Source organism: Gluconacetobacter azotocaptans (genome assembly GCF_014174355.1).
GTDB classification, from domain to species: Bacteria; Pseudomonadota; Alphaproteobacteria; order Acetobacterales; family Acetobacteraceae; genus Gluconacetobacter; species Gluconacetobacter azotocaptans.
Window position 1 is genome coordinate 320,578 of the sequence record NZ_JABEQF010000005.1, and the last position, 19,407, is coordinate 339,984.

The window sequence follows — 19,407 nt, forward strand, 5'->3', positions numbered from 1 at the left end:
GCAGGAGCCAATTCCTTCATCAATACGATTTCGTTTCGAGATACGTTTTTTCCTTGAAAGAGACCGGAGAGTGGGTATACCCACCACCACCGAACGTCGTCTTGCGCCCACTGGACGCGATGCGGCACCCCAAACAAGAAACGATCATGAACCCCCGATCTAGAAACGCCTCGCGGGGGGGCCACGCCCGACGCATGTCGTCCGCGGGGTCCGTTCGCAGGCAGTGTGCATATCCGGGTCTGACCGTCCTGCTCGTCTGCTGACCTGCCCGGTCGGCCGACCGGCTTCGGGCTTTCCCGGTTCGAGCAACCGCTTGAACGGCAGGAGGCCCTGCTTCGTGGCTTTTTGTATTTTTCCGCACGTCCGGTGCCCCGTGCGGCAGGACCGGCGCGCATGAACCGCGCCCATGCCCCCGCCGCATCCCGCCGGCCGCGTGGCGCGCCGGCTATTCCCCTGCGGGCATGGTGTCGCGGCAGCGTGCTGCGTCATGCGTCCCCTCCGGGAATGCAGCCCCGCCGGGCCGAACCGGATCGCCGGCCCGGCTTCACCCACCATGTCGCGCTGGGATGCGCCTGGATGGCGGTGCGTGCCATCCACGGACTACGCAGCCGGGGCGTGCTGCGGCCACGCCATGTTTCCCGCCTGTTGCCGGTCATCGTCAGGATGTCGGGCGTATCGGGGACGGAAATACCCCTGAAATCCAGCCGGTAGAATATCGGGTCTACACCAACCCGTCGGGCCGCATCGTCACCCCGTGATCCAGCGGTCCGGCCCCGGCGCCATAACCCGGCGCCGCCGCGATCGCGGCCCGCAGGTAGGTGCGCGCCCGTACTACCGAATCGCGCAAGCCCATGCCCTGCGCCAGTCCGGTGGCGATCGCGCTGGCCAGCGTGCATCCGGTTCCGTGCGTGTGGCGCGTCTGCAGCCGCGCGCCCGAAAACAGGTCGACGCCCGAGTCGCTGACCAGTACGTCGGTCAGCACGTCGCCTTCCAGATGGCCGCCCTTCAGCAGCACGGCCTGCGCCCCGGCCTGGCGCAGGTCCATCGCCGCGCGGCGCATGTCGTCGACAGTGCGGATGGGATAGCCGACCAGCACCTCGGCTTCGGGCAGGTTGGGGGTCAGCAGGGTGGCCAGCGGCAACAGGTCGCGCTTCAACGTTTCGACTGCGTTGTCCTGCAACAGCCGCGATCCGCCCTTGGCCACCATGACGGGGTCGAGAACATAGGGAATGCCCGGCCGGCCCCGTATGATGCCCGCCACCGCGCTGATGATGTCCGCCCGGTCGAGCATGCCGCTCTTGAACGCATCGGCGCCGAGATCGTCCAGGACGCAGAGCATCTGCCGCATGACGAAATCGACCGGAACGGCAAAGACGTCATGCACGCCCACCGTGTTCTGCGCCGTCAGCGCCGTCAGCGCCGTCATGGCGAAACCGCCCAGCGCCGTGATCGCCTTGATATCCGCCTGGATACCCGCCCCACCGCCGGAATCGCTGCCGGCAACGACGAGAACACGCCCCTTCATGGCGCTATACCCTCACGCCGCGACCTGGACCGAATCGATTGCCGCGCACATGGCGGCGACGACCCGTTCCACCAGAGCCGGATCCTCGGCCTCGGCCATCACGCGCACCAGCGGCTCGGTCCCGCTTTCGCGCAGCAGCAGGCGGCCCGCCGTGCCCAGTTCGGCTTCCGCCAGAAGCCTGGCCTGCTGCACCGACGGTGCGTGCAGGGGGCTTTCGCCCCGGAAACGGACATTGCGCAGCATCTGCGGGAACGGCGTGAACATACGGCAGACCTGGCTGGCCGGACGGCCCTCCTCGACCAGCACGGCCAGGACCTGCAGGGCCGCCACCAGCCCGTCACCGGTGGTGGCGAAGTCGGACAGGACCATGTGGCCGGACTGCTCGCCGCCGATATTCGCGCCCAGTTCGCGCATGCGTTCGACGACATACCGGTCGCCGACCGCCGTGCGCACCAGTTCCAGGCCCATCCCCTCCAGGCACCGGGCCAAACCCATGTTCGACATCACGGTGGCGACGATCTGCGCCGTGTTCAGCCGCCCCTGCCGGGCCCAGGACCGGGCGATCAGCGCCAGGATCTGGTCGCCGTCGATCAGCCGCCCCTGTTCGTCGGCGATCAGCACCCGGTCGGCGTCACCGTCGAGCGCGATGCCGATATGCGCCTTGTGCTCGACCACCGCCGCGCACAGCGCCTCGGGACGGGTCGATCCGCAATTCTCGTTGATGTTGATGCCATTTGGGTCGCAGCCGATGCGGATGACTTCAGCCCCCAGTTCCCACAGCGCCGTCGGCGCCACGCGATAGGCCGCGCCGTTCGCGCAATCAATCACGATCCGCAGCCCGTCCAGCCGCCGCCCACGCGGGAACGAGCCCTTGGCGTTCTCGATATACCGGCCCACGGCATCGTTCAGGCGCGATGCCCGCCCGATCCGGTCGGGGGCCGCCAATTGCCCCGTCAGGTCGGAGCGCATCAGGGATTCGATCTCGGCCTCGGTCTCGTCCGACAGCTTGAAACCATCCGGCCCGAACAGCTTGATCCCGTTATCGCCGAAGGGATTGTGCGAGGCCGAGATCATGACGCCCAGGTCGGCGCGCAGCGAGCGCGTCAGCATGGCGATCGCGGGCGTGGGCATCGGCCCCACCAGGGTCACGTCCATGCCGGCGGACAGGAAGCCGGACACCAGGGCGCATTCGATCATGTAGCCCGACAGCCGCGTATCCTTGCCCAGCAGGACCCGGTGGCGATGCGTCCCGCGCGTGAAGCGCAGGCCGGCGGCCTGCCCCAGCTTCTGCGCGATTTCCACCGTCATGGGGTCCTGGTTGGCGGTCCCCCTGATCCCATCGGTGCCGAACAGTTTTCTTGTTTTGGTCATGCCTTGGCTATCCCTGGGTACGCGTGGCCATCGCGTGGCCTGCCCCAGCCTTATCGCAGGTCCACAGCCCCTGCCAGACCCGCACGGCCTGGATCATGGAGGCCACGTTGTGCACCCGCAGGATGGGGTTGCCCAGCGCCAGGCCCGGCAGGCTGCTGACCAGGGTGCCCGGATCGCGTTCCGAGGCCACCGGCACGTGCGCCAGGTCGCCCAGCAGGCGCTTGCGCGACGTCCCCAGCAGCACGCGACAGCCCAGATTCGCCAGAATCGGCAGCCGGGCCAGCAATTCGGCGTTCTGCGGCCCGTTCTTGGCGAAGCCGATCCCGGGATCGACGATGATCCGGCTGCGATCGATGCCCGCCGCCACCGCCTCGTCGATCCGCGCCGACAGCTCGCGAACCACCTCGACCCCCACGTCGTCATAGACCGCCAGGCGGTTCATCGTCTGCGGCGTGCCGCGCATATGCATCAGCACCACCGGGCAGGCCGCATCCGCCACGACCGCCAGCGCGTACGGGTCATGCATCAGGGCCGAAACATCGTTGATGACCGTGGCCCCCATCCCCAGCGACGACGCCATGGTGCGGGCATTGCGGGTATCGACCGACAAGGCCACGTCGGTCTGGATTCGCAGTTCCGCGAAGACCGGGGCGATCCTGGCCCATTCCTCGTCCGGCGTGACGACGGCCGAGCCCGGGCGGGTGCTCTCGCCCCCGATATCCAGCAGGCCGGCGCCGGCCGTCACCATCGCGATCCCCGCACGCATCCCCGCTTCGGGGCCGAAATGCCGGCCGCCGTCGCTGAAACTGTCGGGGGTTATGTTCAGGATGCCCATGACCTGCGGCCCGTCCGGCAGGTCCGCCGACGGCAGGGGCGTGGTCATCCGCGCCAGTTCCGGCAGCCAGTCGGATGGAATATCGGACGCCGGCACCAGGCGGGTCGTCCCGTCTCCGATCAGCCGCGCCAGCGTGAAGGCAGCCGGCCCGCCGACCAGCCAGTGGGCGAAACCCGCCTCCACCGCCGCATGCGCCGCCTGCCCGAAGACCAGTCCCGTCGGCTCGATCAGCCGAAAAGCATCCATGCCCTGTTCCCATCACCGCACTGTCGGAACGAAAACAGGCGGAGAAGACCCCCGCCTGTTTCCCGAATTCGGATAAATGCAAATCTAGCCCGGCAGTGGGGCGGGATCCAGTCCCCCGCCGCCCGGCGAGGGCAACGGCGCCGCCGGCGGGGTGGGGGGTACCGAGGCCCGGCGATTCTCGGGCATCGGGTCGTCGACCACGATCCGCTCGATCTTCTCGCCACGCAGCACCTGGCGAATTTCCTCGCCCGACAGGGTCTCGTACTCCAGCAGCGCCTGGGCCAGGCGATGCAGTTCGTCGATATGCTCGATCAGCAGCGTCCGGGCGCGGACATAGGCCGCGTCGATCAGGCTCTTGATCTCGTCATCGATCTCGCGAACCGTTTCTTCCGACACGTTCTTGTTCTGGGTCACGCTGTGGCCCAGGAACACTTCCTGGCCGTTATCGCCATAGGCGATCATGCCCAGCTTGTCGCTCATGCCCCATTCGGACACCATCCGGCGCGCCAGGTCGGTCGCCATCTTGATATCGCCCGATGCCCCGTTCGAGACATTGTCGGCGCCGAAGATGATTTCCTCGGCCGCCCGCCCGCCCATGGCCAGGGTCAGTTCGCCCAGGCACTTGGCGCGGCTCTTGGAATAGCGATCGCCCTCGGGAAGGCTCATGACCAGGCCCAGCGCGCGGCCGCGCGGGATGATCGTGGCCTTGTGAACCGGATCGGCGCCCGGCGTCAGGATCGCGACCAGCGCGTGCCCGCCTTCGTGATAGGCGGTCATCTTCTTCTCGTCGTCGCTCATGACCAGCGAGCGGCGCTCGGCGCCCATCAGCACCTTGTCCTTGGCGTTCTCGAATTCCAGCATCGCCACGGTGCGCTTGCCCAGCCGGGCGGCCATCAGCGCGGCCTCGTTCACCAGATTGGCCAGGTCCGCGCCCGAGAAGCCCGGCGTCCCGCGCGCGATCACCTTCGGGTCGACGTCCGAGGCCAGCGGCACCTTGCGCATATGCACGCGCAGGATCTTCTCGCGCCCCACCACGTCGGGGTTGGGCACCACCACCTGCCGGTCGAAGCGGCCGGGACGCAGCAGCGCCGGGTCCAGCACGTCGGGGCGGTTGGTCGCGGCGATCAGGATCACGCCCTCGTTGCTCTCGAACCCGTCCATCTCGACCAGCATCTGGTTCAGGGTCTGTTCGCGTTCGTCGTTGCCGCCGCCCAGGCCGGCGCCGCGATGGCGGCCCACGGCGTCGATTTCGTCGATGAAGATGATGCAGGGGGCGGCCTTCTTGCCCTGCTCGAACATGTCACGAACGCGCGAAGCGCCGACACCCACGAACATCTCGACGAAATCCGAGCCCGAGATGGTGAAGAACGGCACGTTCGCCTCGCCCGCGATGGCCCGCGCCAGCAGCGTCTTGCCGGTGCCCGGCGGGCCGACCAGCAGCACGCCCTTGGGGATCTTGCCGCCCAGGCGGGTGAATTTCTGCGGGTCGCGAAGGAAGTCGACGATTTCCTGCAGTTCGGACTTCGCCTCGTCGATGCCGGCGACGTCATCGAACGTCACCCGCCCCTGCTTTTCCGTCAGCATGCGGGCACGCGACTTGCCGAAGCCCATCGCCCGGCCGCCGCCCGCCTGCATCTGGCGCATGATGAAGATCCACGCGCCGAACATCAGCAGGATCGGGGCATAATTGATCAGATAGCGCAGGAAGGGGTTGGAATCGCTGTCCTGCGGCTTGGCCACCACCTCGACGCCCTTTTCGGTCAGGCGTGGGATCAGCGTCGGGTCCTGCGGCGTATAGGTCTCGAACGATGTGCCGTCCGTCAGCGTGCCGGAAATATTATGATCCTGCACGATGACCGAGCGCACCCGCCCGCCATTCACGTCCCCGATGAAATCGGAATATGCGAGCTGCTGCGAGGCGTGCTGCACGCTTCCGGGCTGGAAGACGTTGAACAGCAACAGCAGCAACACGATGATGATAACCCAGAGGGCCAGGTTCCGGCCAAAATTGTTCATCTTGCCCATTGTTCCATACGCTGGCGCCACCCGGTTCCCGTACGGTGCCGGAGCACGCAAGACCGTCCATTCTGACCAGGGGCCAGACGCCTTTTCAACCTAATGTTCTACCCTACATAGGCCGATCGGGGGACATTCACACCCCCATGTCCGGTCTTTCTTGCACCGCGAGGGCAAATTCACCCCCCGGACCCACCCCTGGCCCATCCCCCGGACCATCCGGGGGCAGATCCCCGAACAGCCCGCTCTCGGCCGCCAGCGCCCCGGGCAGCAGCGCGATCCGCACGTCGGCCAGGTCCGGCGCATGGCAGATTCCGGCCAGCGGCACCGCCACCACCCGGCCGTCGCGATGCAGGGCCGGCAGCGTCCGCCACGCCCGCGCCGGCCAGCGCGACCGCCATCCCGGCGGCGCCCAGCGCGCGACCGGCCCCGCCGCGCCGAAGGTCACGCCATCCAGCACAAGACCCGGGGGGGCCCACAGGACGAAACGCCCGTCCCAGCATGCCCCGGCCCGCGCCGGGACAGCGGCGTCCATCGCCGCTTCCTCGCGCACCACCAGCCAGGCCAGACCGGCCCGGCGCAGCGCCGGGCCGGCCGGCAGCAGGCAGGCCCCGCCCAGGGTCGCCGCCCGCGGCGCGGCCGCCAGCGCATCCACCGCCCGTCGCGAAGGCGGGTAGTCGCCGCCCGACACCATCCGCAACACGGATGCCAGCGCCCGGGGGCACAGCAGGTCGGCCGGCAGCGCGACCCACCCCCCGGGGGCGTATTCCGTCCGCGCCGCCAGCGCCACGGCCTGGCCATGGTCCGCCACCATGCGTGCCCGCCCCGCCCGTGCCGCCGACCGCCGGGCCAGTTCGGCGCGTTCGGGGTCACCGGCCAGCGCGCCGCGTACCCGCGCCCGTTCGGCGCGGACATCGGCGTTCGACGGGTCCTCGATCCATGCCAGTCCGGCGTGACGGAGGGTCGCACGCAGCCTCTCCTTGCCGAACCCCAGCAACGGCCGCACCAGCCGCAGGTCCGCCGTCGACGAAATCCACGCCATGCCCGCCAGCCCGTCGGGGCCGCTGGCGGCGCGCCGGCGGATCAGGATCGTTTCCGCCTGGTCGTCCGCATGATGTCCCAGCAACAGGTCGATGATGCCCGCCTGCCGGCAGGCCCGCGTCAGGGCGGCGTAGCGGGCGCGCCGCGCACGGTCGGCCAGACCGGGGCCGCGCCTCAGCCCTTCGAGGACCAGAAGGTCGGCCGGAATGCCCAGATCGCGCAGCCGGTCCAGCGTCAGCAGTGCCTCATGCGCCGATTCGGCGCGCAACCTATGATCGACCACCAGCGCCCGCACCGCGCGCCGCCAGCGCGCGGCGAGAAACGCCAGGCACAGGCTGTCCGCTCCGCCGGACACCGCGATGCCCACGGGGGGCATATCCGGCCCGCCGGGCGTTCTGTCAGGCACCCATGGGCCCAACCGCGCCATCACCCGTGCGAACAGCGCGTCGCCCACCACCTCGCCGGGGGAGTCACCCGGGGCGCGGATCAGGTCGGCCACGCCGTTCAGGCCGGTGTCAGTGGCATCCGGCGCGGGTGCGATAGCTCGTCTCGGCCGTGCGGACCTTGGGCGCGGGGGATGGGAATTCGCTTTTCAGCTTGTCCAGCGCCTGGCAGGCGGACGGCTTGTCGCCCAGCGCCAGCAAGGTCGCCGCCACGCCCAGCAGTGCGTCAGGGGCGCGGCCCGAACGCGGCGCACGATTATAGGTGTCGTAATAGGCCACCGCCGACTGGCGATATTGCTTCTGCCCGGCCAGCGACTGCGCCAGCAGGAACTGGGCGTCAACCTGACGCGGACCGCGCGGACCGGACAGGACCTCCTGAGCTGCGGCCTGCGCCCCGGCATAGTCCCGGCGCAGCAGCGCGGCATTGCCGTCCTGCAACGCGGCGTCGGCCGTGCGCTTCGCAGGCTTCGGGGCAGCGGGCGCCGCGGCCGGGGCCGAGGGTGCTGCGGCCCCGCCATGCCCGTTCTGGGCCGCGAAATTCATGTCGTCGATCTGCTTCGACATCGCCGCGTTCTGGGTCTGGACCTGATTGGTCAGCTGGTCCAGTTGCCCGCGCATGTCACGGACCGCCTGCTCCAGCGTGCTGACCCGGTCCAGCAGCTGCGCCGTCAGGTCGCCGTTGACCGGCGGCGAGGACGTGGCGCCGGGCGCCACCGGAGGCGGCAGCGCGCCGCCCGGACCGGCGGCGGACTGAAGCTGCGACAACTGCTGGCGCAGGTCCATGATCTGGTCCTGCAACGCGATGCCCTCGCGGCTCGTCACATCCTGGGCCAACGCCGGCACGGGCGACAGGACGCCCAGGCCGGCCAGTAATCCCAAGGCCGTCAGGGGCAGGACACGGAAGGAAGGAGGGCGGAATGCGACAGACCCCATGAACGGCTTTCCCTTGCAAGACGGCAGAATTTTGCGAACGGCCGGACCGGAGGTCCCACCATGCGTCCTGCCCCTTGTCTAAAACAAAACCGGCCAGGCGATAAGCGCCTGGCCGGTTCCATCCGGGTCCGAAAAGTTCCGGCAGGCCGGATTAGCGAACCGAGGTGATCGCGTTACGGTTCTGGGCCCACGACTGCTCGTCGTCGCCGGTCGCCGTGGGGCGGTCCTTACCATACGAGATCGTGGTGATGCGCGAGGCGGCGACGCCCTTCGCCACCAGGTAGTCGCGCGCGGCGTTGGCGCGGCGCTCGCCCAGGGCGATGTTGTATTCCTCGGTGCCGCGATCGTCGCAGTTGCCGGCAACCTGGATCGTTACCTGCGGATACTTGGCAAGCCACGCGGCCTGACGGTCCAGGGTGCCCTGGGCCTCGGTGGACAGGTTGTTCTTGTTCAGCTCGAAGAACACGCGATCACCGACATTGGCAACCAGGTCGGCTTCGCTGCCGGGCGTGACGCCGGTGGTCTGCGCGGCGGCGCCGGTCCCGGTCGTGGCGCCCTTGTCCGAGTTGTCCGAGCACGCCGCCAGAAGCACGGCCATGCCAAGCGCACCAAGAAGCTTCAGTCTCATTATTTTTGATCCTGAGATCGGTTCCCTCAATGGAACCATATGATTAAGTTGCCGGGTAAAGTCTCTGGTCCCGACACTCGTTTTGTTCCGTCAACAACCGGGCGACAGAACGTGGCGAACACTGGAGACCAGTTGCCCGTTAACGCCAGACCTCATTAATCGTCAAGATGTCCGGAACACATACCCGTCATCTTGTTTTCGTATCGACCGGAAAAGCACAGTAGAGCGCCTTTCCGGCCTGAAATATTCACCCGTTCAGCGGCGACCAGGCCGGATCCGACGCACCGCCCACCGGGATCGCGCGTTCGTGAAAGCCGGTGATGTCGACGGTGCTGATCCCCGACGAGAACCCGGCGCCCCCCGCCCCCGCCGCGGTCTGGCGACAGAAGGCGATGACCCGTCCATTGGGGCAGAAAGACGGGCTTTCGACCGTAAAACCCTGCGTCATGATCCGTTCGCCCGTGCCGTCCGGTGCCATCACGCCCAGCGAGAAGCTGCCGTTGGCGATACGGGTGAACGCGATCAGGTCGCCGCGCGGCGACCAGACAGGCGAGCCATAGGTGCCGCTGCCATAGGAAATCCGCTTCGCTCCGCCGCCGCTGGCGCTCATGATATAAAGGTGCGGCGTACCCCCGCGATCCGAATTGAAGACGATCTGCGACCCGTCCGGGCTGTAGCACGGGCTGGTGTCGATCGCGCCGGAACTGGTGAGCTGCCGCTTTGCCCGGGTCACCAGGTCCACGGTGAAGATGTCGGACCCACCGCCGCGCGTCGCCGACAGCACGACCGACCGTCCGTCCGGGGCAAAGCGCGGGGCGAAGGAAATCCCTTCGAAATCGCCCAGCAGCTGCTGCCGCCCGGTCGCCAGGTTGAGCATGTAAACCCGCGGACGATTATTTGCATAGGACATGAACGCCAACTGGTCGCTGGCCGGGCTGAAGCGCGGCGTCAGGGTCAGCCACTGGCCGCCCGACAGGTAGTGGCTGTTGGCCCCGTCCTGATCCATGATCGCCAGGCGCGTCGTCTGGTGTGCGCGCGGGCCGGACCGCGCGATATAGGCGATGCGGGTGTTGAAATAGCCCTTCTCGCCCAGCATGCGCTCATAGATCACGTCGGCGATGATATGCGCGATCTTGCGGACATCGGCCGCCGCCGCGGTATAGGCGGTGCCCTGGATCTGCGTCCCCGTCAGCACGTCCCACAGGCGGAATTCCACCCGCAGCGCGCCGCCGCTGCTGGTGGCCGTCCCGCTGACCAGCGCACGGGCGCCCAGCGATTTGTAGGTGCCGAAATCCGGCATGCCCGCGGGCAGCGAACCGGCGATCGGGCGGAACAGGCCGCAATTGCCCAGGTCGGCGGACACGACCGCGCTGACCTGCTGCCCGAAATCGCCGCCCAGCGGCGGAATCACGATGGGAATCGGTTCGGAACGCGCCTGGTCCACGGTGATTTCGGCGGCGCCAGGCGCCCCCTGCGCCAGGGCGGCCAGCGGCGAGGCCAGGATACCGCCCGCGATGCCGGCGCCGATCAGGCCACGCCGGCCGAAAGCGGTGGCCAGCAGGGAAGCATCCCCATCGGAAATCAATGGCATATCACTCGGACGCATGGGGTTCTCTCCTCGGTCTCGCCGCATGGTGATCGCTTGCTTCTTCATGGGCGGAAAACGAATTTCAGTTGTCGTGTCTGTCCCAGCAGATTCTTCGGCACCGGCAATTGCGCGCAGGTCGGGCTGAGCACCGCGGCGCGCGCACGCTCGGCCAGGGCGCGGTAGGAGGGGTCGCCTTCCATCCGTGCCTGGGTTTCAGGGCTGAACTGCACCAGGCGGGCCATGCCGGTCGAATCCACTGTCACGACCAGATGGGCCACGAATTGGGCATAATTGCGGGCCGCCGTATCTTCGGAATAACAGCGCCGCACCGCATTGCCGATCGCCTTCTGGTCGGCGGCGTTCAGCGCGCTGGTGATGTCACCGTCCGGCCGCCCGCCGCCGTCGGGCGCGCCGCCCTGCACCGGATTCGTCCGCGCCTTGGGCGGGTGGGTCTGCTTCTGGTCGGCACGGAACGCATCCAGCGTCGCCAGCAGCGAGTGCGTGTCGGGCACCGGCTTCTTGGTCGGGTTGGGCTGCGTGACGTGCGAGAATTGCTGAGTCTGCGGCAGCGCATTGGGCGTGGGCTGCGGCGAGGGCGGGGCCACCGCGTGCGACGGCACAGGCGGCGACGGCGGTGTCGGCGGCGCCTTCACTGCGTCGGGCGACGGCTGCTCGACCTTGGGCGGCACCGGAACGTCGGGCAGCGCCTGGGGCGGCGTCTCGGGCGGCGGGGGCATGGGCGGCGGAGGCGGCGGCGGGGGCGGCGCTTCCTCGGGCGGGGCCTTTTCCGGCGGAGTGGGGGCCGGCGGGGCTTCCTGCGGAACAGGGGCCGGGGCCGGCGCGGGCTTGGACGCAGGCTTGTCCGCCTTGTGGGGCATGCCGCCGCTGTCGGAGGTGAATTCCATCTCCACCGTCGGCGGCGGGGGTGGTTCGGGCGGGATGGGCGACGGCAGCCCCAGCAGCACCGCCAGCAGCAGCGCGACATGGGCGCAGCCGGACACCAGGACCGACCGGCGCATCAGGACAGTTTCGGAACGACGCGGCTGAACCACGACGAGGATGCTCCTACCCGGCGAACGGGCAATCAGGGCGCCGCACCGCCCGAGGGCGGCTGCTGGGCCAGCAGGGCGACATGGGTGAAGCCGCCGGCGGTGATCCGTCCCATCACCTCCATGACGCGGCCGTAATCAATGTGGGAATCCCCACGCACGAAGATCCGGTGCGCCGAATCGTTTTCCGACGCCGCGCGCAACTGGTCCACCAACTGGTCCGACGACACGGGGTTGTCGCCCAGATACAGCGCCCCGTCCGACCGGATGGACACGGTAAGGGGCTTGCTGTCCGCGTTGACGGGCGCCGCGTCGGTCTTCGGCAGGTCGACATTGACGCCGCTGGTCATCATCGGCGCGGTGACCATGAAGATGATCAGCAGCACCAGCATGACGTCCACCAGCGGGGTGACGTTGATGTCCGACATGGGACGCCGGCGGCCGCGACGGCCCCCGCCTCCACCGAGCGAAACGCCCATGGTTCAGCCCCTTTCCTCGGACTGGCGGGACAGGATGGCGGCGAATTCGGTGCCGAACCCGCCCAGCCGGTCCTCGAACAGCGCCAGGCTGTTGTTGATGACGTTATAGGCAATCACGGCCGGGATCGCGGTCACAAGGCCGATGGCGGTGGCGAACAGCGCCTCGGAAATGCCGGGGGCGACGACGGCCAGGTTGGTGTTGTGCATCGCCGCGATGGCCCCGAAGGCGTGCATGATGCCCCACACCGTTCCGAACAGGCCGATGAACGGCGCCACCGGCCCGATGGTGGCCAGGAAGATCATCCAGCGGCCCAGCCGCTCCATCTCGCGCGTGATGGTGATGGACATAGCGCGGTCCACGCGCTCCTGCACGCCGCCGCGCGCCAGGTCCACGCCGGCGATCCGCGCCGAACGCCGCCATTCGCCCATCGCGGCGCCGAATACCGCCGCCAGCGGGTGCAGCGGCTTGGCGCCGTCGGCTTCGTACAGGTCGTCCAGGCTGCCGCCCGACCAGAACCGGTCCTCGAATTCCGATGCCAGGCGGTTGACCCGCCGCAAGGTCACGATCTTGTCGAAGATGATGCCCCACACCACGATGCTGCTGAGCACCAGGCCGATCATCACCAGTTTGACGACGATGGCCGCGTGTAGGAACAGACTCCAGAGCGACAAACCGCCGGCCGCAGCCGCGCCCAGATTCGCCGCGTTAACCGCTTGGTCCAAAAACGCCTCCTGCACCTTCTGCCCGCAACCGCGCGATCGCGGTCCCGACCGCCACGCGGGGCAGTCTGACACTGCACTCCAGTGCGTTCCTTATAGGCTTCCGCGGAAAAGCAGAAGCACCCCCCACCGCTGTTCCACCATGACGGGACAAAGAATTATCGTCCGCCCCGCCGGTGTCCCATCAGTCCACCAGTCCGCCCAGAAGATCACGCCATAAGGGCGGAAATCGGGCAGGCCGGCCGTCGGCTACGCGCACGCAGGCCAGGCGCACCTCCAGGTCCGCGCAGAGGGTCCCGCCCAGCAGGAACAGCTGCTCCAGGCGGCAACTGGCCGACCCCAGTTCGATCAGGCGCGTGGTGACCGTCACCAGGTCGTCCAGGCGCAGCGGCTGGCGGTAGCCGATGGCGGCATGCCGCACGACGAAGGCCAGCCCATAGTCCTCCAGCAGCGCCGAGACCGGCTGGCCCAGGCCGCGGATCGCCTCGGTCCGCGCGCGTTCGGCGAAGGCGAGGTAGCGGGCGTGGTAGACGACGCCGCCGGTATCGGTATCCTCGTAATAGACCCGGAAATTGATGCCATGCCTCATGCGTCGTCCTCGCGCAGCAGGTCGCCCTGGCTGGGAGGCGTCGCCGGCGGGACCAGCCCCAGATGGCGCCACCCCCGCTCGCCCAGCATGCGGCCGCGACTGGTGCGCAGCACCAGCCCTTCCTGAATCAGATAGGGTTCGATCACGTCCTCGATGGTGTCGCGGGCCTCGGCCAGGGCGGCGGCCAGCGTTTCCACCCCCACCGGGCCGCCGTGATGATGTTCGGCGATGCGGCGCAGGTAGCGCCGGTCCATCCCGTCCAGTCCCAGCGAATCGACCTCCAGCCGCGACAGGGCGGCATCGGCCATGCCCCGATCCACCGGCCCGCCCGACGCCCGCCCGACCGAGGCGAAGTCGCGCACCCGGCGCAGCAGGCGGCCGGCGATGCGCGGCGTGCCGCGCGACCGGCGGGCGATTTCCTCGGCTGCGTCGGGCGTCAGGTCGAATTGCAGCTTCTGCGCCCCGCGCGAGACGATCAGGCGCAACTCCTCAGCCGTATAGAACACCAGCCGCAGCGGAATGCCGAACCGGTCGCGCAGCGGGGTCGCCAGAAGCCCCGCCCGCGTCGTCGCCGCCACCAGGGTAAAAGGCGACAGGTCGATGCGCACCGAGCGCGCGGCCGGCCCCTCGCCGATGATCAGGTCCAGCTGGAAATCCTCCATCGCCGGATACAGCACTTCCTCGATGGCGGGCTGCAGGCGGTGGATCTCGTCGATGAACAGCACGTCGCGCGGCTGCAGGTTGGTCAGGATCGCCGCCAGATCGCCCGCCCGCTGGATCACCGGGCCGGAGGTCGCGCGAAACCCCACGCCCAGTTCCCGCGCCACGATCTGCGCCAGGGTGGTCTTGCCCAGGCCCGGCGGCCCATGCAGCAGCACATGGTCCATCGCCTCGCCGCGCTTGCGGGCGGCGGCGATGAAGATCGCCAGATTCTCGCGGCTGGCCTTCTGGCCGGTGAAATCGTCCAGTGTCTGGGGGCGCAGCGTGGCCTCGGCCGCGTCCTCGGCCCCCCGTGCGGCGTCGATCGTGCGTTGCGGCGTATCGGTCATCGCGCCAGTTCCCGCAGGCTTTCGCGGATCACGACGTCCAGATCCGCCTTATCGTTCAGCCGGGCCACGATCCGCGCCACCACCGGATGGGCTTCGGCACGCCGGAAGCCCAGGCCGGCCAGCGCCAGCAGCGCGTCGGCCTCGACCCCGCCGCCGGCCGCCTGCACCGGCATCGCAATCCCCGGGCCCGTGGGCATCCGCCCCGTCTTGTCGCGCAGTTCGGTCAGGATGCGCTCGGCCAGCCGGGCGCCGACGCCGGGCGCGCGGGTCAGGCTGGCCTTGTCGGCCGAGGCGATCACCGCGCTCAGTTCGCCCGACGACAGGGACGACAGAATGGCCAGCGCCACCTTGGCCCCCACCCCCTGCACCGTCGTCAGCAGGCGGAACCATTCGCGTTCGGCGCTTTCGGCAAATCCGTACAGCAGGAACGCATCCTCACGCACCACGGTCTCGATCAGGACGCGCGTCGTCTCGGGCGGGCGGGGCAGGACGGACAGCGTGCGGGTCGAGGCCTGGACCAGATAGCCGACACCATTGACATCCACCACGCAGCGATCGGCCTCCACCTGGCTGACCAGGCCCGTCAGATGCGCGATCATGCCATGCGCGTCCCGGCCATCACGCGCAGGGTGCTGGCGCGATGATGCGCGTGGCAGATCGCAACCGCCAGCGCGTCGGACGCATCGGCGCGGCGGATCGTGGCCCCGGGCAGCAGGCGGCGCACCATCATTCCCACCTGGTCCTTGCTGGCGGCGCCGGTGCCCACCACCGCCCGCTTCACCGCCATCGCACCGTATTCGGAAACCGCGATTCCGGCCAGCGCGGGCACCAGCAGGGCAACCCCGCGCGCATAGCCCAGCTTCAGCGTCGAGGACCCGTTGCGGTTGACGTAGGTTTCCTCGACCGCCGCCTCGTGCGGGCGGTGGGCCCGCACCAGTTCCAGCAGGGAGTCGTGCAGCAGGCGCAGCCGTTCGGGGACCGGAGTGTCCCCGTCGGTGGCGATCACCCCGTCGGCGACATGGCACAGCCGGTTGCCATCGACATCGACAATGCCCCAGCCCGTGAAACGCAGGCCCGGATCAATGCCCAGCAACCGGACCATGCGCGCGGTCAGGCTGAAAGCCTCTCGGCCACGTCGTCGGGCAGGTCGAAATTCGCGTACACCGCCTGCACGTCGTCATTCTCCTCCAGCACGTCGACCAGCTTGAGCAGGCTGCGCCCCTTGTCCTCGTCCAGGGTGACGAGGGTGCCCGGGCGCCAGTCCAGCCGGGCGCTGGCGGGCTCGCCGAAGCGGGCCTCCAGCGCGTCGCGCACCGCGAAGAACGATTCGATGGGGCAGGTGACCTCGTGCGTCTCGGCAGACGATTCGACGTTTTCGGCCCCGGCCTCGATCGCGGCCTCCAGCATCTCGTCCTCGCTGGCGACCGAGGCCGGGTATGTGACGACGCCCAGCCGGGTGAACATGAAGGACACCGAATTGGTCTCGCCCAGTGACCCGCCATGCTTGGAGAACGCGGCCCGCACGTCCGACGCGGTGCGGTTGCGGTTGTCGGTCAGGGCCTCGACGATCACCGCGACGCCGGCCGGGCCGTAGCCTTCGTACCGGACCTCGACGTAATCGTCGCCGCCGCCGGCGCCGGTCGCCTTCTTGATCGCGCGCTCGACCGTATCCTTGGGCATGTTGACCTCGCGCGCCGCCGAAATCGCGGCGCGCAGGCGCGGATTGGACGCCGGGTCCGGCAGGCCCGACCGCGCGGCAACCGTGATCTCGCGGATCACCTTGGCGAATTGCCGCGCCCGCCGGGCGTCCTGCGCGCCCTTGCGGTGCATGATGTTCTTGAACTGGGAATGACCCGCCATCGTTCGTCTCTAACCTTCGTCTTCAGTCCCGAAGCGCAGGGCGCGCGCTCTCAACTCTCTGTTTGTGCAGTCCCCCGGCCGGACGTCAGACCAGCCGGCCGTGGCAATGCTTGTATTTCTTGCCCGACCCGCAGGGGCACAGGGCGTTGCGCGGCGTCTCGCCCCAGCTGGACGGATCGTCGGGCATGATCGCCGCCGCCCCGATCGGGGTCGCCATCGTCACGTCCGGCGCGGCGCCGCCCATGGCGGGCAGCAGGCCGGGTGCCGGTTCCGACGCCAGCCCCAGCACACCCGGGTCGGAATGGATCTCGGCCATGCCCGACTGCGCGGCGCCCGCGAACGGGGCGTTGGTGGGGAACGGGGAGGCAGGGAGCGGAGTACCGGGCTGCGGCACGCCGGTGAACGGATTGTCCATGACCGGCGGCGCCACCTCGACCCGCGCCATGGTCGAGGTCACGCGCAGACGCAGGTCGTCCAGCATGGCGGTAAACAGCTGGAAGGCCTCGTGCTTGAACTCGTTCAGCGGGTCCTTCTGGCCGTAGGCGCGCAGGCCGATGCCCTGGCGCAGCTGGTCCAGCGCCAGCAGATGCTCCTTCCACACCGAATCGAACGTGGTCAGCAGCACCTGCTTCTCGATATAGCGCATGATCGCGGGGCCGAAATTGGCGGCCTTGGTCGCCTGCGCCTGGGTCGCGGCCTGTTCCACCCGGGCGGTGACCGTCTGGCCGTCCACCCCGTCTTCCTTCGCCCAGTCGGCCACCGGCAGGTCCAGCCCCAGGACGGCACGCCCTTCCTCGGCCAGTTCGGCGCTCTGCCATTGTTCGGCAAAGGCGCGCTCGGGGATATGGCGGGCCACCATCGCGTGAATCACGTCGGCGCGCATGTCCTGCACCGTCGCAGCCACTTCCTCGGCCGCCATGTATTCCCGGCGCTGGGAATAGACCTCCTTGCGCTGGTCGTTCATGACGTCGTCATATTTCAGCGTGTTCTTGCGCATGTCGAAGTTGCGGGCCTCGACCTTCTTCTGCGCACGCTCCAGCGCCTTGTTGATCCACGGGTGGACGATCGCCTCGCCCTCCTTCAGGCCCAGGCGCTGCAGCATGCCACCCATCCGCTCGGTCCCGAAGATCCGCATCAGGTCGTCTTCGAGCGAGATGAAGAAGCGCGAATTGCCCGGATCGCCCTGCCGCCCGGCGCGGCCGCGCAACTGGTTGTCGATGCGCCGGCTTTCATGCCGCTCGGTGCCGATGACGTACAGGCCGCCCGCCGCCTTGACGATGTCATGGTATTCGGCGACCTGGGCGCGGATCTCGGCCTCGCGCCGGGTCCGTTCCTCGGGGTCCTCGACCTCCGCCAGTTCCTGGCGGACGCGCATCTCCACATTGCCGCCCAGCTTGATGTCGGTGCCGCGCCCGGCCATGTTGGTGGCGATGGTGATCGCCCCCGGCGCGCCGGCCTGGGCCACGATGGTGGCCTCCATCTCGTGGAACCGGGCATTCAGGACGCTGTGCTTCACGCCGCGCTTGTTCAGCAGTTCGGACAGGTACTCGCTCTTCTCGATCGAAGTCGTGCCGACCAGCACCGGCTGCGACGTCTTGGCGATCTCCTCGATCAGCGCGCTGACGGCATCGTATTTCTCGCGCGCCGTCAGATAGACCTCGTCATCCGCATCCTGGCGGGACACCGGCAGGTTGGTCGGGATCTCGACCACGTCCAGCTTGTAGATCTCGGCGAACTCGTCGGCCTCGGTCATCGCGGTGCCGGTCATGCCCGACAGCTTGGGATAAAGGCGGAAGTAATTCTGGAAGGTGATCGAGGCCAGCGTCTGGTTTTCCTGCTGGATCTCGACGTGCTCCTTGGCTTCCAGCGCCTGGTGCAGCCCATCGGAATAGCGCCGGCCGTCCATCATGCGGCCGGTGAATTCGTCGATGATGATGACCTTGCCGCCCCGGACGATGTAGTCCACGTCGCGCGCGAACAGCGTGTGCGCCCGCAGCGACTGCTGGACGTGGTGGATCACCGCGACGTTATGGATGTCGTACAGCCCGCCCTCGACCAGCACTTCGGCCTCGCGCAGCATGGCCTCGACCTGCTCGGACCCGGCGTCGGTCAGGATGACCGAGCGGAATTTCTCGTCCTTCTCGAACGCCTCGGGCGTCTTCACCAGTTCGCTCACCACCGTATCGACCGAGCGATAGAGGTCGGAACTGTCCTCGGCCGGGCCGGAGATGATCAGCGGCGTGCGCGCCTCGTCGATCAGGATCGAATCGACCTCGTCCACGATCGCGTGGTGGAAGGGCCGCTGGACCATGTCCTCGATGCGGTACTTCATGTTGTCGCGCAGATAGTCGAACCCGAACTCGTTGTTCGTGCCGTAGGTGATGTCGGCCTGATAGGCGGCGCGCCGTTCCTCGTCGGGCATGTTCGGCACGATGACGCCGGTGGTCAGGCCCAGGAAGGAATACAGCTTGCCCATTTCCTCGGCATCGCGGCGGGCAAGGTAGTCGTTGACCGTCACCACGTGCACGCCCCGGCCGGACAGCGCGCTGAGATAGACCGCAAGGGTGGCGACCAGCGTCTTGCCCTCGCCGGTGCGCATCTCGGCGATCCGTCCGGCATGCAGGACCATGCCGCCGATCAGCTGCACGTCGAAATGCCGCATGCCCAGCACGCGGTGCGCGGCCTCGCGCGCCACCGCGAAGGCTTCGGGCATCAGCGAATCCAGTGACGCGCCGCCGGCGATCCGGTCGCGGAATTCGCCCGTCTTCGCCGCCAGCGCCCCGTCATCCAGCGCACGGACCTGGGCCTCCAGCGCATTGATCTCCGGCACGCGGCGCTGAAACGCCTTGAGCGAGCGATCGTTGGCAGTTCCAAACAAGGCACGGGCAAGACTGGCGAACATGTAGACCTTCCGGGATGGCGCGGCTCCGCTCCTGTCCGGACGGGCAGGCTGGAACTGTAGGAATGGCATTCTCGCGCGGCATCTCAGATAAGACCCATGCCGCCACCGGTCAACCGAAGCGACCGCCTGCGGG

Annotated in this window: 18 protein-coding genes; 1 reads left to right on the top strand and 17 read right to left on the bottom strand. The window is 68.5% G+C overall.

Going from position 1 to position 19,407, the window contains the following annotated elements; genetic code table 11:
• The first annotated feature begins 393 nt into the window (after positions 1-393).
• Positions 394-711 (top strand): hypothetical protein, encoded by a 318-nt coding sequence (locus HLH34_RS09095; protein WP_183119245.1) that lies wholly within the window; start codon positions 394-396, stop codon positions 709-711.
• A 10-nt stretch (positions 712-721) separates the two neighbouring features.
• Here HLH34_RS09095 and thiD read toward each other — a convergent pair whose 3' ends face one another.
• The 17 genes from thiD to secA form a co-directional block, all read right to left on the bottom strand.
• Positions 722-1,525 (bottom strand): bifunctional hydroxymethylpyrimidine kinase/phosphomethylpyrimidine kinase, encoded by an 804-nt coding sequence (gene thiD, locus HLH34_RS09100; protein WP_183119246.1) that lies wholly within the window; start codon positions 1,523-1,525, stop codon positions 722-724.
• A gap of 12 nt (positions 1,526-1,537) precedes the next feature.
• Positions 1,538-2,896 (bottom strand): phosphoglucosamine mutase, encoded by a 1,359-nt coding sequence (gene glmM / locus HLH34_RS09105; protein ID WP_183119247.1) that lies wholly within the window; start codon positions 2,894-2,896, stop codon positions 1,538-1,540.
• 7 nt (positions 2,897-2,903) lie between these two features.
• A complete protein-coding gene (folP, locus tag HLH34_RS09110; RefSeq protein WP_183119248.1) occupies positions 2,904-3,977 on the bottom strand; it encodes a dihydropteroate synthase in 1,074 nt (357 codons plus the stop codon).
• A gap of 84 nt (positions 3,978-4,061) precedes the next feature.
• Positions 4,062-5,993, bottom strand: a complete 1,932-nt coding sequence (gene ftsH, locus HLH34_RS09115) for an ATP-dependent zinc metalloprotease FtsH (protein WP_275690704.1) — start codon at positions 5,991-5,993, stop codon at positions 4,062-4,064.
• Between the two features lie 136 nt (positions 5,994-6,129).
• Entirely contained in the window at positions 6,130-7,533 is a 1,404-nt protein-coding gene (gene tilS / locus HLH34_RS19620; protein WP_342354507.1) for a tRNA lysidine(34) synthetase TilS, read from the bottom strand.
• Positions 7,534-7,549: 16 nt separating this feature from the next.
• On the bottom strand, positions 7,550-8,410 hold the full coding sequence (locus tag HLH34_RS09125) for a tetratricopeptide repeat protein (protein ID WP_244959777.1): 861 nt from the start codon (positions 8,408-8,410) through the stop codon (positions 7,550-7,552).
• A gap of 151 nt (positions 8,411-8,561) precedes the next feature.
• A complete protein-coding gene (gene pal, locus HLH34_RS09130) occupies positions 8,562-9,038 on the bottom strand; it encodes a peptidoglycan-associated lipoprotein Pal (RefSeq protein ID WP_183119250.1) in 477 nt (158 codons plus the stop codon).
• 247 nt (positions 9,039-9,285) lie between these two features.
• Positions 9,286-10,644 carry a Tol-Pal system beta propeller repeat protein TolB gene (gene tolB, locus HLH34_RS09135; RefSeq protein ID WP_183119251.1) on the bottom strand — a complete coding sequence of 453 codons (1,359 nt, stop codon included), beginning with the start codon at positions 10,642-10,644 and terminating at the stop codon, positions 9,286-9,288.
• A gap of 44 nt (positions 10,645-10,688) precedes the next feature.
• Positions 10,689-11,678, bottom strand: a complete 990-nt coding sequence (locus HLH34_RS09140; protein ID WP_183119252.1) for an energy transducer TonB — start codon at positions 11,676-11,678, stop codon at positions 10,689-10,691.
• 32 nt (positions 11,679-11,710) lie between these two features.
• A complete protein-coding gene (gene tolR, locus HLH34_RS09145; RefSeq protein ID WP_183119253.1) occupies positions 11,711-12,154 on the bottom strand; it encodes a protein TolR in 444 nt (147 codons plus the stop codon).
• A 3-nt stretch (positions 12,155-12,157) separates the two neighbouring features.
• Positions 12,158-12,877, bottom strand: coding sequence for a protein TolQ (gene tolQ / locus HLH34_RS09150; protein WP_183119254.1), 720 nt, complete (start codon positions 12,875-12,877; stop codon positions 12,158-12,160).
• A gap of 181 nt (positions 12,878-13,058) precedes the next feature.
• Positions 13,059-13,463 (bottom strand): YbgC/FadM family acyl-CoA thioesterase, encoded by a 405-nt coding sequence (locus HLH34_RS09155; protein ID WP_183119255.1) that lies wholly within the window; start codon positions 13,461-13,463, stop codon positions 13,059-13,061.
• Positions 13,460-14,512, bottom strand: a complete 1,053-nt coding sequence (gene ruvB, locus HLH34_RS09160) for a Holliday junction branch migration DNA helicase RuvB (protein WP_183119256.1) — start codon at positions 14,510-14,512, stop codon at positions 13,460-13,462. The genes HLH34_RS09155 and ruvB overlap by 4 nt, the downstream gene beginning before the upstream one ends.
• On the bottom strand, positions 14,509-15,111 hold the full coding sequence (gene ruvA / locus HLH34_RS09165; RefSeq protein ID WP_183119257.1) for a Holliday junction branch migration protein RuvA: 603 nt from the start codon (positions 15,109-15,111) through the stop codon (positions 14,509-14,511). The genes ruvB and ruvA overlap by 4 nt, the downstream gene beginning before the upstream one ends.
• Entirely contained in the window at positions 15,108-15,614 is a 507-nt protein-coding gene (ruvC, locus tag HLH34_RS09170) for a crossover junction endodeoxyribonuclease RuvC (protein ID WP_183119258.1), read from the bottom strand. Before ruvC ends, ruvA begins: the two co-directional genes overlap by 4 nt.
• An 8-nt stretch (positions 15,615-15,622) precedes the next feature.
• Positions 15,623-16,372: a YebC/PmpR family DNA-binding transcriptional regulator gene (locus tag HLH34_RS09175; RefSeq protein ID WP_183119259.1), complete on the bottom strand. Its 750-nt coding sequence runs from the start codon at positions 16,370-16,372 to the stop codon at positions 15,623-15,625.
• An 85-nt stretch (positions 16,373-16,457) separates the two neighbouring features.
• A complete protein-coding gene (secA, locus tag HLH34_RS09180) occupies positions 16,458-19,274 on the bottom strand; it encodes a preprotein translocase subunit SecA (protein ID WP_183119260.1) in 2,817 nt (938 codons plus the stop codon).
• Between the last annotated feature and the right edge of the window lie 133 nt (positions 19,275-19,407).

What these genes read in the sequence shown, in the direction of transcription:
- pal (WP_183119250.1), bottom strand. Translation starts at nt 9,038, where the DNA reads ATGAGACTGAAGCTTCTTGGTGCGCTTGGCATGGCCGTGCTTCTGGCG.
- tolB (WP_183119251.1), bottom strand. Translation starts at nt 10,644, where the DNA reads ATGCGTCCGAGTGATATGCCATTGATTTCCGATGGGGATGCTTCCCTG.
- HLH34_RS09175 (WP_183119259.1), bottom strand. Translation starts at nt 16,372, where the DNA reads ATGGCGGGTCATTCCCAGTTCAAGAACATCATGCACCGCAAGGGCGCG.
- thiD (WP_183119246.1), bottom strand. Translation starts at nt 1,525, where the DNA reads ATGAAGGGGCGTGTTCTCGTCGTTGCCGGCAGCGATTCCGGCGGTGGG.
- secA (WP_183119260.1), bottom strand. Translation starts at nt 19,274, where the DNA reads ATGTTCGCCAGTCTTGCCCGTGCCTTGTTTGGAACTGCCAACGATCGC.
- HLH34_RS09155 (WP_183119255.1), bottom strand. Translation starts at nt 13,463, where the DNA reads ATGAGGCATGGCATCAATTTCCGGGTCTATTACGAGGATACCGATACC.
- ruvB (WP_183119256.1), bottom strand. Translation starts at nt 14,512, where the DNA reads ATGACCGATACGCCGCAACGCACGATCGACGCCGCACGGGGGGCCGAG.
- folP (WP_183119248.1), bottom strand. Translation starts at nt 3,977, where the DNA reads ATGGATGCTTTTCGGCTGATCGAGCCGACGGGACTGGTCTTCGGGCAG.
- glmM (WP_183119247.1), bottom strand. Translation starts at nt 2,896, where the DNA reads ATGACCAAAACAAGAAAACTGTTCGGCACCGATGGGATCAGGGGGACC.
- ftsH (WP_275690704.1), bottom strand. Translation starts at nt 5,993, where the DNA reads ATGAACAATTTTGGCCGGAACCTGGCCCTCTGGGTTATCATCATCGTG.
- tolR (WP_183119253.1), bottom strand. Translation starts at nt 12,154, where the DNA reads ATGGGCGTTTCGCTCGGTGGAGGCGGGGGCCGTCGCGGCCGCCGGCGT.
- HLH34_RS09125 (WP_244959777.1), bottom strand. Translation starts at nt 8,410, where the DNA reads ATGGGGTCTGTCGCATTCCGCCCTCCTTCCTTCCGTGTCCTGCCCCTG.
- HLH34_RS09095 (WP_183119245.1), top strand. Translation starts at nt 394, where the DNA reads ATGAACCGCGCCCATGCCCCCGCCGCATCCCGCCGGCCGCGTGGCGCG.
- ruvA (WP_183119257.1), bottom strand. Translation starts at nt 15,111, where the DNA reads ATGATCGCGCATCTGACGGGCCTGGTCAGCCAGGTGGAGGCCGATCGC.
- ruvC (WP_183119258.1), bottom strand. Translation starts at nt 15,614, where the DNA reads ATGGTCCGGTTGCTGGGCATTGATCCGGGCCTGCGTTTCACGGGCTGG.